General features: G+C 35.1%; 14 protein-coding genes and 1 pseudogene. 4 read left to right on the top strand and 11 right to left on the bottom strand.

Translation table 11 applies throughout. From position 1 onward, the window contains the following. Window positions 1–21 precede the first annotated feature (21 nt). The 3 genes from LDK52_RS03950 (at window position 22) to LDK52_RS03960 (ending at window position 2,029) form a co-directional block, all read left to right on the top strand. Complete coding sequence (locus LDK52_RS03950) at window positions 22–561, top strand: thioredoxin domain-containing protein (RefSeq protein WP_277584647.1); 540 nt, start codon at window positions 22–24, stop codon at window positions 559–561. 173 nt (window positions 562–734) lie between these two features. Beyond that, window positions 735–998, top strand: coding sequence for a DUF2268 domain-containing putative Zn-dependent protease (locus LDK52_RS03955; RefSeq protein ID WP_277584648.1), 264 nt, complete (start codon window positions 735–737; stop codon window positions 996–998). Between the two features lie 5 nt (window positions 999–1,003). Next, window positions 1,004–2,029: an AbrB family transcriptional regulator gene (locus LDK52_RS03960; protein ID WP_407081778.1), complete on the top strand. Its 1,026-nt coding sequence runs from the start codon at window positions 1,004–1,006 to the stop codon at window positions 2,027–2,029. Between the two features lie 46 nt (window positions 2,030–2,075). Here LDK52_RS03960 and LDK52_RS03965 read toward each other — a convergent pair whose 3' ends face one another. The 11 genes and pseudogenes from LDK52_RS03965 to LDK52_RS20065 form a co-directional block, all read right to left on the bottom strand. Then, window positions 2,076–2,324: a DUF5412 family protein gene (locus LDK52_RS03965; RefSeq protein WP_277584650.1), complete on the bottom strand. Its 249-nt coding sequence runs from the start codon at window positions 2,322–2,324 to the stop codon at window positions 2,076–2,078. Window positions 2,325–3,103: 779 nt separating this feature from the next. Next, window positions 3,104–3,775, bottom strand: a complete 672-nt coding sequence (locus LDK52_RS03970; protein WP_277584651.1) for a GntR family transcriptional regulator — start codon at window positions 3,773–3,775, stop codon at window positions 3,104–3,106. An 11-nt stretch (window positions 3,776–3,786) separates the two neighbouring features. Next, window positions 3,787–6,432 carry an aconitate hydratase AcnA gene (acnA, locus tag LDK52_RS03975; RefSeq protein WP_277584652.1) on the bottom strand — a complete coding sequence of 882 codons (2,646 nt, stop codon included), beginning with the start codon at window positions 6,430–6,432 and terminating at the stop codon, window positions 3,787–3,789. Between the two features lie 12 nt (window positions 6,433–6,444). Next, a complete protein-coding gene (gene prpB, locus LDK52_RS03980) occupies window positions 6,445–7,350 on the bottom strand; it encodes a methylisocitrate lyase (protein WP_277584653.1) in 906 nt (301 codons plus the stop codon). Further along, on the bottom strand, window positions 7,347–8,741 hold the full coding sequence (locus LDK52_RS03985) for an MmgE/PrpD family protein (RefSeq protein ID WP_277584654.1): 1,395 nt from the start codon (window positions 8,739–8,741) through the stop codon (window positions 7,347–7,349). Before LDK52_RS03985 ends, prpB begins: the two co-directional genes overlap by 4 nt. 2 nt (window positions 8,742–8,743) lie before the next feature. Further along, window positions 8,744–9,880: a PrpF domain-containing protein gene (locus LDK52_RS03990; protein ID WP_277584655.1), complete on the bottom strand. Its 1,137-nt coding sequence runs from the start codon at window positions 9,878–9,880 to the stop codon at window positions 8,744–8,746. Between the two features lie 19 nt (window positions 9,881–9,899). Then, window positions 9,900–11,426 carry a tripartite tricarboxylate transporter permease gene (locus LDK52_RS03995; protein ID WP_277584656.1) on the bottom strand — a complete coding sequence of 509 codons (1,527 nt, stop codon included), beginning with the start codon at window positions 11,424–11,426 and terminating at the stop codon, window positions 9,900–9,902. A 13-nt stretch (window positions 11,427–11,439) separates the two neighbouring features. Next, window positions 11,440–11,907 (bottom strand): tripartite tricarboxylate transporter TctB family protein, encoded by a 468-nt coding sequence (locus tag LDK52_RS04000; protein ID WP_277584657.1) that lies wholly within the window; start codon window positions 11,905–11,907, stop codon window positions 11,440–11,442. A 73-nt stretch (window positions 11,908–11,980) separates the two neighbouring features. Then, a complete protein-coding gene (locus LDK52_RS04005) occupies window positions 11,981–13,033 on the bottom strand; it encodes a tripartite tricarboxylate transporter substrate binding protein (protein WP_277584658.1) in 1,053 nt (350 codons plus the stop codon). A gap of 906 nt (window positions 13,034–13,939) precedes the next feature. Continuing rightward, window positions 13,940–14,545, bottom strand: coding sequence for an RraA family protein (locus tag LDK52_RS04010; RefSeq protein WP_277584659.1), 606 nt, complete (start codon window positions 14,543–14,545; stop codon window positions 13,940–13,942). Window positions 14,546–14,763: 218 nt separating this feature from the next. Further along, window positions 14,764–15,089: pseudogene (locus LDK52_RS20065) on the bottom strand (methyl-accepting chemotaxis protein); the annotation flags it as partial. 196 nt (window positions 15,090–15,285) lie between these two features. Between LDK52_RS20065 and LDK52_RS04025 the strand changes: the two are divergent. Further along, a partial coding sequence (locus tag LDK52_RS04025; protein ID WP_277584660.1) for a transposase family protein occupies window positions 15,286–15,622 on the top strand: 337 nt, incomplete at its 3' end.

Consider the following 15,622-nt stretch of genomic DNA (forward strand, 5'->3'; position numbering starts at 1 on the left):
AAAAGGAAGAAGGTTTATATATTGGTCACAATAAAGAATTCACATTTAACGTTAGGCAATGCAGAAGCAAGAATAAAAATGGAGGTGTTTTTAAACCTAGCTTGTCCTTATTGCGCATCCTTCTATGAACTAGTAGATGGAGCACTTCAACCATACATAAATGAGAACAAAGTTGAATTGATTGTAAAGCATTATGATAAACCACGAGAAATGCTCTTACCGGGAGCGCTAATTAACCTCAACTTAGACTATAATAATCCTGCAAAAACATTAGATAACATTAAGTCTTTATTCAAAGAACAGGAAACATGGGATAAACTTTCAAGTCATGGGATTAAAAAATATATTGAACATAGTTATGGATTGAAAGAAGAAGAGCAAAACATTGAAATTAGTCTTCAAGTCATTTCAGAAGCAATTGAACGAGGAGTTAAAATGGTTCCAACTGTATTTATTAATGATTTAGAATTCCAATACCCACGTGAAATTTTCTTAGAAGAATTAATACAAGTATTAGACCAACAGCTGTATTTCCAAACAACGACAAATAAAAATGCCTAAAGCATTCTTTGAAGCTCTAGATCTTCAAGAAGAAGTGTCGGTGGAAATGAACAGAAGAAGTTCGCAGAACATCAACTAGGTGGAGATAAAAACATATATATTATGCCTCTAAGATTTGAAGATAACTTTGTCATTAATAAAATGGAGGGAGTATCATATAACGATAAGGATATATGATACTCCAGATAGGCACTTCCTTTAGTGAAAATATGTTAAAGTATGTAGTTGCACATGAATATCACCATGCAATAAACATACTGGCAAACGGCGAGATATCTTTCTATACTGTTTTAGATAGGATTCTTTTTGAAGGAAAAGTGGATTCCTTTGCACGTATCGTCTATCCTGATTTAAGTTCTCCCTGGACAGAATCGTTATCAGAGGAATCTACAGCGATATTTTTAGAGGGGCGATTAGTATCTAAAACGAAAGGGTGAGCCATTTGCGTATAGTTTTACCAATTTTAACAGTGTTTTTAGTGGCTTTGTTAGGTGTTGGTATTTTTAATCTCCTCTCCTTTCCGATGCCATGGATGCTGGGCTCCCTATTCGGTGTCCTTTTATCCCAGTTTCTGCTCAAAGTTCCTTATCAGTGGCCAGCTTTTTTTAGAAATATCGGGCTAGCCATTGTCGGAACTTCGATTGGACAACTGTTTACTTTAGAAATTTTGTTATCGATGAAACATTCACTGGTTTTTATGCTCATTTTCAATACTTTTCTTAGCATATTTTGTTTTTTGTTAGCATATATCGTCCATCGATTTACAAATATCTCTCTGCCTACTGCAATTACAGCTAGTATTCCAGGTGGACTCTCCCAGTTAGTAGTTTTTGCGGAAGAACAAAAAAATCTGGATGTAACTGTCGTGACATTTTTTCATGTCGTCCGTGTCATTTCCGTTGTCGGATTTATTCCCTTTATTGTCTCAGTAACAAATCAGACTAACACAGTAGTAACCATTGAAACTCCTCATTATTTGTATAATCTGTTAATTATTTTTCTTGGCTTTTTAGTTATACCTTTCGGGAAGAAGTTACACCTTCCCGTACCATATTTTTTAACACCTGTTATTTTAGGGCTATTACTTAGCTTTACTCCTCTGGAACCAGTAGCAATGAATGATTTATTTTTACATATTGCTCAGGTGGCGATTGGTGCTTATATTGGATTAATGATAAAACCACAAGCAATACGTTTAAAGAATTCTATTTTAATAAGTGCCGTACTGAGTGCCTTATTACTACTGGCACTGACGTTTGGAATTGCCGAAGTTATGGTCTATTTATTTGACATGGATTTTAAAACGAGTTATTTAAGTACAGCTCCTGGTGGCATGGATCAGATGGGATTAATCGCAACTGCTGTTCATGCAGATGCTACCCAAGTAACAATATTCCAATTGTTTAGAATGCTTTTTATCTATATTGTGATTTTACCCATATTGAAATGGTGGTACATTAAGGAATAGTAAAAATTTATGGTCAACATTGAGAATATCGTATTTTAAAGAATTTTTAAACTGAAAAAGTTTCCCCTTTATCCAAGTTCAAAGTGTGATTGTTGATTGTGATAATATGGTTATTTGTCCAAACCACATCTGCTTTGTCCATCTTGTCATCATAGTAGATATTCTTCTTGAACCAAAGAGGACCATTTACTTTTCCTGAGGTAGCTGCACCACCATTTAATCTGTAGAAGTTGATTGTCGTTTTAGAGTCGGGTGATTGGGTTGTTACAATGGGTTCCGTTGCAACTGTATTCACTGCTATTCCTAAAAAAAATTGCTGTAAGGGGAAATGCAATTATGCCAGGCGGCCAACTTCTCTATCTTGCTGCCCTGCAGCTTTTGTCTCTAAATCCGGAAATACCCATAAAAATTCCAAGAACAGAGAGCAACTCGACCACCTTCTAATTGTTAAACATCTTGGAGGCTCTGTTTGATTTTGGATTTATATTGTGTACCTAAAAGTGGCACGTATGTATTCAATTATATATGTTTTTCAAAAGTTTAATTGAGTAGCTTTGAAATTAATTCTTACGTACTATCCTCACACCTGAACACAAAATTAATACTGTAAATGAATTGGACATCCTAAGGTTACGGTAACAGAAGAGTTTCAAGAGGCATATGATCGTTGAAAATCAGGAGAGATTGCTGCAGTAAAAGCAATGCAAGAAATTGGGTTCAAAAACAACTTTATATAAAATAGCCAAAGAGTATGAAGAATGGTTATATAGAGGAAATTCTTTAATAATTTGGGGACCCACGATTTAATATTTGATTTTTATATTATAAAATTCTAGTATTCTATACGGCGCCCACTCCGGGTTAAATTAATTCTGCTTATTGATTTAAGTGAAAAGGGTCCGAAGATTTTTAATCGATGTCAAAGAAAAAGCAAGAGTAGTAACTACCCTAGCTTTTTTTATAAATTAAAATGTTTTATTTTACTCAAAAGAATACTTTTTTATCTATTCATAAGTACCCGAATTTATAAGGACTTATTGGGCTGATTAGTCTATATTTACAATAAAAAAGTACTTATTTGGGCACATAACTCTCGATTGCTAACAGTGTTGTAGTATAGCTATTTCGAATATGTTCTCGCATAACAGATTCTACTAAATCAGCATTCCCAGTAAGAAATGCTTTATATATTTCCTCATGTTCAAGAATAGGTCGATTTGGGTCGTAATAAGGATTAAATTTACCACCAATTCTTCTGTATCGATTAATATGATGATCAATTTGTTCAATGAAGCGCATCATTGTTTCATTTTCACTTAACTGATGAATCAACTCATGAAATTCGGTCCCATATTTTACAATATCCATTATTCTATTTTCAGAAGCAGCTAGTTTCATTAAGTAGATTTTATCATATAACTGCTGTAGCTCCAGTTGAGTAATGCGCATACTTGCTTCACGAGCTAATGCACCTTCTAATACCTCACGTGCACAATAAATCTCTTTTGCATGCCTTAGAGTAATATCTGTTACATGTATTCTTCCATTAGACGCTTTAAACACCAATCCTTCAAGTTCCAAACGATATAAAGCCTGACGTAGCGGGGTTCGACTAACAGAAAATTGTTCAACTAACTGTTCTTCTAATAAATGTTCTAATGGCTCAAAGTACCATTCTACAATTTTTCTTCGAATTTCATGATAAACAATATCACTAGTAGATTTTCTTTTCGCTTTTTCGAACATTTAATCATTCCTTATACCGTTGTTTTTATTTCACTTATAATATAAGGAAGAAGACCCCCTTTTAAATAGGTTTCTACTTCCACACTATTATCTAATCTAATAATAACCCGTTTTTCACTATTTGTTCCATCTGCTTTTATAATATTTAATAATGTACATTGTTTAGCGTGTAATGTTGGTTGACTTAATTTCAATTGTATAGTTTCTTCACCAGTAAATACATAAGGAATTTCATCCTCAGCATAAGTAATTGGTAAAATTCCCATTCCCACTAAGTTACTTCTATGAATTCGTTCAAAACTTTCTGCCAGAACTAATCGTACTCCTAATAACTTAGTACCCTTTGCTGCCCAATCTCGAGAACTTCCTGTGCCATATTCCTTTCCAGCAACAATAAAGAGACCAATTTGAAGCTGCTTGTATTTTTCAGTTGCTTCATATATTGACATTACTTCTTGCGTGGGGAGAAATTTTGTATAGCCACCTTCTACATTGTCCAATAGTTTATTACGAATTCTAATATTGGCAAATGTTCCTCTTACCATTAGTTCATGATTACCTCTACGAGCACCATACGAATTGAATTCATTAGATGGAATTTCGCGTTCCAATAGATAATGTCCCGCGGGGCTTTTTCGTTGAATGTTTCCAGCTGGAGAAATATGATCTGTTGTAATTGAATCGCCCAAAACTAATAAAGGGTATAAATTATTTAAATATCCTTCTTCATGACTACGGTTTTGTAAATCTAGAAATGGTGATTTTTGTATATATGTTGATTGTATATCCCAAGAGAAAGTATCACCTTCTGGATACTCAATTTCTTCCCATTTTTCATGTGAGTGTACTGTTCTATATTGCTCTTTGTAACTCAATAAATTTACAACTTCTGTTTGGCATTTTTCTATTTCTTCACTCGATGGCCAAAGGTCTTTAAAATACACTTTATTCCCCTTACTATCTGTTCCAATCGCTTCTTTACAAATATCAATATTTGTAGTCCCAGCAAGAGCATAAAGGACAACTAGTGGAGGTGAAGCTAAATAATTTGCTTTAATCGATGGATGAATACGACCTTCAAAATTTCTATTTCCACTTAAAACTGAACTAACAACTAAATTATTCATATGAATGTCTTTCTCATATTTTTCATTGAGTGGACCACTATTTCCACAACAAGCGCCACAACCAAAACCATCAATGTAAAATCCAAGTTTCTCTAGGCAATCTAAAAGACCTAATTTTTTCAAGTAATGTTCAACCATCTTTGAACCTGGTGTCAAAGAAGTTTTTACATAAGAAGGAATCTTTAATCCTAAACTATTTGCTCTCTTAGCAACAAGCCCTGCGGCAATCATAACAGAAGGATTAGATGTATTCGTACAACTCGTAATGGCCGCAAGAACAACATCACCATGTTTTAAATATTCACCTTGATTTTTTATTTCTAGTTCTGTTAATGAATAACCTCTATCTTCAATAGAAGCTTTTAAACTTCTTTGGAAAGAATGTTTCATTTCTGTCAATGGCACTCGATCTTGCGGACGCTTTGGCCCCGCTAAACTTGGCTCAATTGTAGTTAAATCAAGAACTATTTTACTTGTGTATATAGGATCCTCTTCACCATCTTCTCTGTATAACCCCTGCGCTTTATGGTAATGACTCGCTAAAATAGCGGCCTCTGTCCTACCAGTTTGTAGTAAGTATTGTTCAGTAATATAGTCAAATGGGAAAAATGATAATGTTGCACCATACTCTGGTGCCATATTTGCAATTGTAGCACGGTCTGCTAATGAAAGATGAGATAGTCCATCGCCGAAATACTCTACAAATTTTCCTACTACCCCTGTTTTCCTAAGCATTTCTGTAATAGTTAAGGCTAAATCTGTTGCAGTTACTCCTTCTGCCAATGCACCAGTAATTTTAATACCAATTACTTCAGGATTTAACAAATACAGAGGTAAGCCTAACATAGCAGCTTCTGCTTCAATACCTCCAACTCCCCATCCAACAATACCTAAACCATTAATCATTGTTGTATGTGAATCCGTACCAACTAATGTATCTGGATATAAAAGATTCTCTTTTTGTAGAACACTCGATGCTAAATATTCCAAATTTACCTGATGAACAATTCCAGAACCAGGTGGCACAACATAAAAATTTTCAAATGCTTGTTGTGCCCATCTAACAAAGCTGTAACGTTCTTGATTTCGTTTGTATTCAATGTCTAAATTTTTGTGGAGTGCATCTGAATTACTTGAGCTCTCCACAATTAATGAATGATCAATTACTAAATCCACACGTACTTTTGGATTTATCTTTTTGGGATCGTCTCCCAACTCTTTCATTTTAGATCGGAGCGCTGCTAAATCTACAATCGCCGGGATGCCAGTATAATCTTGGAAAATAACACGCCCCGGAACAAATGGAATTTCAACTTCTCCACCATTATTCGTCTCCCAGTTGATAAGTTGCTCTATATGCTCTATTGTCACATTAACCTCATCATAATTACGTAGAGCACCTTCTAATAATAAGCGAATCGAATATGGTAATTTCACACTATCTTTAAATCTTTTAATATCGTAATAGCTATAAAATTGGTTATTAATATTTAAAGAAGAAAGCTCTTTATACTTCTGATTATCTAGCAATTCGTCACCTACTTATCCTTTTTGAGATTCTAATACCGTTTTTGCAATCGTATTATCTAAATCTTCATAAGCATAATATTCAATTGTTTGATACAAGTCCTCACGCGTTTGCATGTTTTTAACTTGGTCTACTTGTGTACCTTTGTTATATATATCTTTAAATAGTTCTTCCACCGCATAAGCAGCCACACGTAAAGAAGATACAGGATATATAATTAATTTATATCCCCATTCTTCAAATTGTTTAGCTGAATAATATGGTGTCTTCCCAAATTCAGTCATATTTGCTAATAAGGGTATGCTAATTTCCTTTGAAAACTGAATAAAATCTTCTTTCGTCCTCAGAGCTTCTGGAAAAATAATATCTGCCCCAGCTTTTTCATACGCCTTAGCTCGTTTGATTGCCTGTTCCATCCCCTCTACTGAAAAAGCATCAGTTCGAGCAACAATCACCATATCTTTACTTGCTTGTCGACATGCTTGAATTTTTTGGACCATTTCTTCTTCACTTATGAGAATTTTACCATTTAAATGCCCACATTTTTTAGGTAAATCTTGATCTTCAATTTGAACAGCAGCTGCCCCAGATTCTTCTAGCTCCCGAATTGTTCGAATAACATTAAGTATGCTACCGAAACCAGTGTCTATGTCCACTAAAATTGGTATATTCGTTGCTCGATATAGTTCTTTTGTTTTTTCTGCCAATTCACTTAACGTCACTAAGCCTACGTCTGGAATTCCTTTACTTGCAGAAAACGCTCCTCCTGATAAATATAAAACTTCAAACCCTGTTTTTTTAGCTAAAATAGCACTTAGACCATCATGGGCACCAGGAACTTTTATTACTCCTGGATTATTTAATATTTCTCTAAATCGACTGCTTGGACTTTGATCTCTATTCTGTAATAACCAACTCATAGAGTTACCTCCTGTTGAAGTAATAATGCATTAAAAACCTCATGTAATGAAGATTGATTCTGAAAATTTAAGACAAAATCAACCACTCTTTTTTGTTGAGTTTCTGTCAATTTCCCTTGTGTAATACGGTTAAATTTTTCAATGATTTGTTCATTACTCATTGGGTTACTAGAATGGCCTAAAGGTTTAGATACCATTTCACTCACAACTAAACCATTTTTAAATTGAATCGTAATTTTATTAGGATTACCGGCTGGATACCCATTTTCCATTTCTTCTGTAACACGGACGGTTACAATGTTTTTGATTCGCTCTAAAGTTTGTTCATTTTTTAAGCGTTCATCACTAAATGTATTTAAATCAATTTTTCCATCTTCTAATGCCACAACAACAATATACGGTAAAGAATGATCCGCAGTTTCACGGGTTTTAGGATTCCACTTTTGTGTGTCTTTTGCTAACACATCATAAGCTAGTTGAAACGTTTCTATTTCTATTTTTTCAATATCATTTAAGGAAGACACATGCTCTCGAATTTTCAATGTGGCTTCAATAGCACTTTGTGTCATATATTCTACAGCCCAATTTTTTATATATGTTCGTGTAATAGCATTGGGTGAATCAATGCTATTAATCATATCAGCTACTTCTTCAATTGATAGTTTACTATTTAACAATAAAGCATTCATCCCCATTGAACCTTGTAATGCCTCAAAAGGACCAGACATTCCTGATTTAGCAAGTTTAACTGCGAAAACTGCATTTTTAGCTGCATTAGCTGCCGCTATCCCTTTCCATTCACTAATTTCTCCATTACGAGTTTGGCGCATTGCTGCATGCGGAACAATCGCTAGCGCTATTGCATTAACCGTTTCTCGCTCTGTTAATTCTAATAAGTGACTTGCCCCAACAACTGTTGCAAGTGTAATATAATTAACGTGATCCCACCCGTTTTTCTTTAAGCTAGCGGCATCACAAAATAGCACACCTATTTCATAACTAATTGCAATCGATGTGGTAAGCTTTTCAATAGAGATGTCATATTGTTCACTCAATGCCAGTAAAGGTGCAATAACATCGGATGGATGTAATGGTTCGATCGATAAATATGTATCATTAAAATCTAAGTAACGAATTGCGCCACCATTTGCTAATGTTGCATATTCCGAAATTACTTTTTGATTTGTACCAATTACCGTTGCGCCATTTGGATCTGGATATTGGAGAGAAAACTTACGAGCTACACTCGATGCATGGCTATCGTATCCGGCTACTAAACAACCTAGTGTATCTAGTATGCGCCGATTTACTTCTAAAATAACGTTCGGATGTAAAGACGAATAACTTATTCTTCTAGAAAAGTTAGCTAAGCTTTGAGAAATTATATCCATTCTTACAATACCTCCATATACGTAGATTTTGTGATAAAAATATTCCCCTTCATAATGCGTCTTGCTGTACGTTCTAATCCAACTGCTGTTACATCTGTATAAGCTTCATTTAATTTAACTCTAACTTCTACGATACCGTCTGCATGGGCAACTCGTACTTTTTCTGCAGATGATGGTAAACTACAAAATTTATTTGGAATAGTACCACTTAATAACGCAGCAGCAGCTATGTTATATAAACCTGAACCTGCAAATGTTTTGTGTACATTACCCATAGATAACATTGTTGCAAAAATGTCATACTGTTCTTTTTTTATTTCTATGCCAGATGTTGTAACATAATCATGTGGCGACGCTACTAAAGCAACTTTAGGTACCGCTGGATATTTTTTTGCTTCATTAATCGAAACTTCCATTCCGGCAATTACAGCTGCTTCGCATCTACGATCATTTAATTCTGCCAACACATCAGTCTGGTTCTCTAACTGCTGTTTTAATTGCTTCCCTTCAAATCCGAAATCTTTAAATGCTAAGTATAGAAATGGATTAACAATATCAACAAATGAAGCTGGAATATCCATCGCAAGAGTTGGGCCTAATGGTAAAGTTTTACCTGTTTTCCCTCCACCTGGTTGCAAAATATCGACAATATATTTTGCACCTTTTGTTACAATTCCAGGCATATGAAAATCACCAACTACTTTTGCCTGTCCTTCAGTTACTGGTACGGTGATTTCAATGATCTTAGAGATGTTAGTATTAAATGCATAAACTGTAACACTATTCGCTCCGTATGGTACGTCTACCAACCCTTCATCTACTGCAAAAGCACCTACCGCTGCCATTAAATTTCCACATGTCCCCTTTATATCTGCAATGCGCTGACTAATGCCCATTTGATAAAAAGAATAATCCACATTGGCATCTGAATGAGTAGGTGGCCCTATTACAACAATTTTACTTGTGTGAGAAGTACCACTGCCTAGACCATTTACTTGTGAACTATTATAAGAATCAATTGCATGATAAAAGATATGCTTCATTTCACTTTGTTCTTTTGGCAGGTCATGTTGATGAAAAAAAACCCCTCTACTTGTACCGCCTCTATATACAATTGCTGGTACTGAAAACTGACTCATAGATTCCACCTCTTTAATATTATCCTTCTTCGTTAACTATTAATTTTTTACCTTTCATTTTTAGTACAAATGGTACAATGATCCATAAAGCTGCAAGAATTAAGAATGCTGCAGACATTGGCTCTTTAAAAAAATATGAATAATTACCATTAGAAATGGTTAGTGCTCTGCGCATATTGTATTCCAGCATAGTCCCTAGTACTAAAGCCAAGACAAATGGTGCCACTGGAAAATCAAATCTCGTGAAAATATAACCTAGAATACCGCATATTATTAACAACATTAGATCAAATAATGTTAGGCGCACAGCATAAACTCCAAATACAGAAATTGCTATGATTAAGGGTAATAAATATTTTGGCGGCGTTTCTACAACTTTCGCAAACACTTTAACCAATGGCATATTTAAGATTAACAACATAACATTTCCGACAAACATACTAGCAATTAGTCCCCAAGCTACTTCTGGATTTTTTTCAAATAGTAAAGGACCTGGTTGAACGTTATACATAATTAGAGCACCCATTAATATCGCTGTTGTTCCTGAACCTGGAATTCCCAATGTTAGTAACGGAATCATGGCACCACCAGCAGCTGCATTATTTGCTGATTCTGGTCCGGCAACTCCTTGAATCATCCCAGTACCAAATTTTTCAGGTGTTTTACTTACTTTTTTCTCTAAACTATATGAAAAGAAAGCGGCTATAGATGCACCCGCACCTGGTAAAACGCCTACTAAAAAGCCTATAAAGGAACCTCGAAAAATCGCTGGGATACTATCTTTAAATTCTTTCCTATTAGGTAGTATTGAGTTAACTTTCACAGCTTTGCCATGAATATAATCACGTTCTATAATAGACTTAAATACTTCTCCTAGCGCAAATAAACCAACAGCAACAGTTAAAAATTCTATACCTTCATAGAGACTTGGTTGATTAAATGTAAAACGTGCAATACCTGATACAGAATCAATTCCAATTGTACCAACTAGTAAACCTAAAACCATCATTAATAAGGCTTTTGTCATTGATTTACCTGCTAATCCACTCACTGCACATAACCCTAGAATCATAAGTGATGTATAATCTGCCGGTCCAAAATTGATTGCTAATTTCGATAGAGGTCGTGCTAATAATATTAATCCAAGAAGAGAGACAATTCCTGCCACAAATGAACCAATTGCAGCAATGGATAAAGCAGCACCTGCACGCCCCTTTTTAGCCATTTGATACCCATCTAATGTTGTTACAACCGAAGCTGCTTCACCTGGTGTATTTAATAAGATTGACGTAGTTGAACCACCATACATTGCCCCATAATAAACCCCAGCAAGCATAATAATTGCACTAGTCGCGGCTTCTGTTGGGCTTAGGGAAGATGTAATCGATGTTGTAATAGGTATTAATAACGCGACACCACTTACGGGGCCAATACCTGGTAATACGCCTACGGCTGTCCCAATTAATACACCAAAAAATGCAAAAGCAAGATTATGCCATAGGAAGGCTGTTTCGAATCCAAGCCCTAACCACTCTAAAACGTCCATTTAAATCACCTCTCTAATTTAGGAAGTCTAACCATACCGGGGATTTAGGTAAAGTTCCATTAAGTAATTTCACAAAAATGTAATACACGGAAATAGAAATAATTAGCGCGATTAAAACAGATATCCAAGTTTTTCCACGCTGAATTGTTTGAAAGCCAATTAAAAGAAATAAGAAAGTAGTAATAACATAACCTAAGGGACGTAAGAGTAAGCAATATGCAAATGTTGCAACTAAAATAATAAAAAACTTTTTATAGTCGAAATCAACTTTCTCTGCCTTATTTTCTTTTTCATACCGAAATGTCTCTATAAAAAGTTTAATACTTAAAATAATAGTTAAAACTCCTAACATTGTCGGAAATACATTAGAGCCTACTTGACTACCATATGATGTACTAACATAACTCCTACTACCTACTATAAATGCTAAGCCTATCACCAAAAATACGCATGCGAATCCCCGATCAGTTGTAGCTTTCATAAGTAGCCTCCTTTACATTACAGTTAGATATATAAGAGAGAATACATTTAATTCTCCCTTATATATCTGTAAATTATTTCGCCATACCCATCTCTTTTAAAATTTTAAGTACTACTTTATCTTGTTCCTGTAAATAAGCAGTAAAATCATCGCTCTTTTTAAAGCCATTTCCCCAACTATTTTTCTCAAGTTCAGATTGCCATTCAGGTGTTTCAACCATTTGCTCTATATGATCTTCCCAATATTTTACCGCTTCATCAGAAATATCTTTTACTGCAAATAATCCACGCCAATTTGTAAATTCTGCATCATAACCTGATTCTTTGAAAGTTAGAACTTCGCTAAAAATACCATCTAAACGTTCTGGAGAAGAAACCCCTAATATCCTTACCTCACCCGCTTCTAAATATTGACCGACTTCTGAGATTCCTGTAGTTAATGCATCTGAGTGACCACCTAATAGCGCAACCATCGCATCACCACCAGCATCATATGAAATATACTTAATTGCTTTTGGATCTGTACCAACTTCAATTGCTGGCATCATGGCAATAATGTGATCCATCGATCCAGCACCGGAACCACCTGCAAATGTAATCGATGATGTATCTGCATTAATCGCTGTATATAATTCTTCTAGTGTTTGGTAAGGAGAATCCGCTTTTACAACAATTGCACCATAATCTGTCGTCAACTGTGCAATCGGTTTCATGTCTGCATATGAATAAGGACTTGCTGCTTCATTTCGAAGATAGTTGATTACAATTGGTGCAGAAGGTAATAATAGCTTCCCCTCATTAGTTGGATCATTTGTAATAAATTGTGATAAACCTGTAGTTTGCCCACCTCCAGGTACATTTTCTACTGAAAATGGTTGTGCCACTAATTTTGTTTGTTCCATTACCTTTGTTACTGCACGAGCTGTAGTATCTAAACCTCCACCTGCACCACCTGGAGCATAAATCACAACCGGTTTTTCAGGTTCATACCCAACGTCCTCATTCTTGTCCGTAGCTACAGCAGTTTCTGACTCATTGCTTATCGCACCTTCATTTGAATCACTACATGCAATTAATAACACCGATAGTACTGACAACATCAAAAATAATAACCATTTACTTTTCATCCATATTCCCCCTGACAATGTTTAAAGTGGCATTTAGCCTCTTTTGTATAATTGTATACGTTTTCACTCATTTGTCAAAATATTTTTAAAATTCAAAAAACATTTATTCTGATATAGTAAATTACATACTTACTGTGAACATATCTAACATCATGGTACCAAAAACTTCCTTAGTCTAGCTTTATTGAATAAGTGACTAGTAAAGCAATTGGCAACCCTTTGATATTGCAAATTATTAACTGGATACAGTAGTTGGAAGTAAAGTCATCGTAAGTACAACACTTTAACTCCTCGTTTTGGTATTAAGTGGAATAAATGTGATCTTACATGTGGTTAATGGTCTACAAGTTGAGGATTATGTGTAATTTGTATAATTTAAATGTTTATTTTTGGTCACTGGTGACCCACTTTCACGGATGGCAGAAGAGAAACTCAACCGAAAATGGGAGCTTGAAGGAATTGATGTGCTTTGCAAATTTAGAAAGTAGATCTACGTTTTCTTAGGAAATAAAAAGTACTTTCTTAGAAAAAAATCTATAATCTATATTTCTAAGAGTATTTTACTGACTAAAGTATCTAATTATATGAGGAGACACCGATACGTCTACAAAACTACCAGTAAAAATAGTTTGATATTGAATTCAGTAACTCTTGGCCAATCGGTCTTTTCGCAGCTTTTTACTGCGGGGCATCGAAAAGGTCCACACAGAATTTGGGATTGTGGCACATTAGTCCGCAACCTACTGAAAGTATCAGGCATTCTTCAACTACTTTCGGGAAAAATTCGTAAAAACATAAAAACAGGTGGAGACTTATTAGATAGCCCCTTTTTTCTAATATATTTTCTTAATTGAGTTAATTTCAAGCTTAGAGACGCAAGGGCTCAGAATTATGAAATTAACTCAATTACTTAGATAACATATCATCCAGATATTTTTTTGCTTCCTCTACTTTTCCAGAGACTTTTTCTGACCGTTTGATATCAAATTCTAATTTTTCGATAGATTTTGTTAAAACTTCCAGTTCTTTCTCGCTTTGCACCACAACCACTCCGTCTGCATCTCCAACAATTATGTCTCCTGGATTCACGTTAGTTCCGCCACATGAAATCGGTACATTAACCTCTCCCCATCCAGCTTTTCCTGAAGCAGCAACAGTTGTCCCTTTACAGAAAACAGGGAAATTCAATTCTTTTATTCCTACAATGTCGCGGACTGCACCGTCAGTTACAATCCCTTGGATTCCTAAAGTTTGTGCTAAACCAACGATGAAATCTCCAGCAATCGCTCTGTAGGTGTCCCCTTTTGCATCAATCACCAAAATATCTCCTGGCTTTGCTTCTCTGATTGCTCTCAGTACAGTCAAATTATCTCCAACCGGCATTTTGACTGTAAATGCTCTCCCAGCAATTTTATATTCCTCTTTTAGTGGCTTAATAAATGCATCCATGTTGTTAAGGCCTTGATTACAGTCAGAAATACAAGTTGTAGGGATTTCAATAAATTTGTTCATGATGATCCTCCTCGGTTATCTATTATTATTAGTTCAAAGGGTTTATTCGGACAGGAATTACTCGATACATTTAACCAAGCAAAAAATAATGTCGGTTGGACCAAATACAAAGCGGTACAGACAAATAAACCTTGATAGAAGAAATGAAACCAGCTTAAAATACATTAAGCTGGTTATGTTCTGCTGTCGAAACACTTCAACTCAGGAAATACATTCAGTCAGTCTAGATTTTGAATTAAAACCAGTAATTGAGTAGACATTTCATTAATAGTTTCTGTAGTGTTATTGATTTCTTCCGTAACAGATGCTTGTGTTTGTATTTTATTACTCATTGTATCAATACTAGATACAATCTTTAACACAGACTGATTAATATCCTCCAATATTTGTTCAATTTGTTCGACAGCTTGAGCCGTATTCATGGACAACTTTTGGACTTCTCCAGCAACCACTGCGAAACCTTTCCATGTTCGCTAGCACGAGCAGCCTCGATCGAAGCATTTAATCCAAGTAAATTAGTTTGACTAGAGATTTGTTTAATTAGTTCGGTTACCGCTCGCTTTAGTTGATTGTTCTTCTCGGTAAAGTCTATGTATCCTGAATAGTTATATTGAAAAAAAGGCTCTACAATAAATGTTGGGGTCTACAAAAAATTTAGTGCATAAAAAAATGCACGACATCTTCCAAATCTTTTATACTTGAATTGTCGAGAAACAAGTAGAGATTGGAGATGTGTGCAATTGAATTTTAACATGTTTTTACCAGGATTAGAAGAAGTTCAAGTTACTAAAATGGAACAAGTGGAAGATCGAATTTGTATCCATGTGGAGATGCCCATTTCTTCTCAAGCCTGTCCTACTTGTAAGAGCAGAACAAGAAAAGTTCATGACTATAGAATACAAAAAATCAAGCATTTAAAGGTGTTTGAAAGACTTACCATTATTTTTTATCGCAAACGCAGATATGTGTGTCAGTGTGGGAAGAAATTTGCGGAAAAGAATACTTTTATTCAGCGGTACCAACGCTTTTCAATCGAATGGAATCAAGCGGTAAATGTACGGAGCATAAAGGGAAAAA

Origin of the sequence: Psychrobacillus antarcticus (assembly GCF_029533155.1) — a bacterium.
Lineage (GTDB): Bacteria > Bacillota > Bacilli > Bacillales_A > Planococcaceae > Psychrobacillus > Psychrobacillus antarcticus.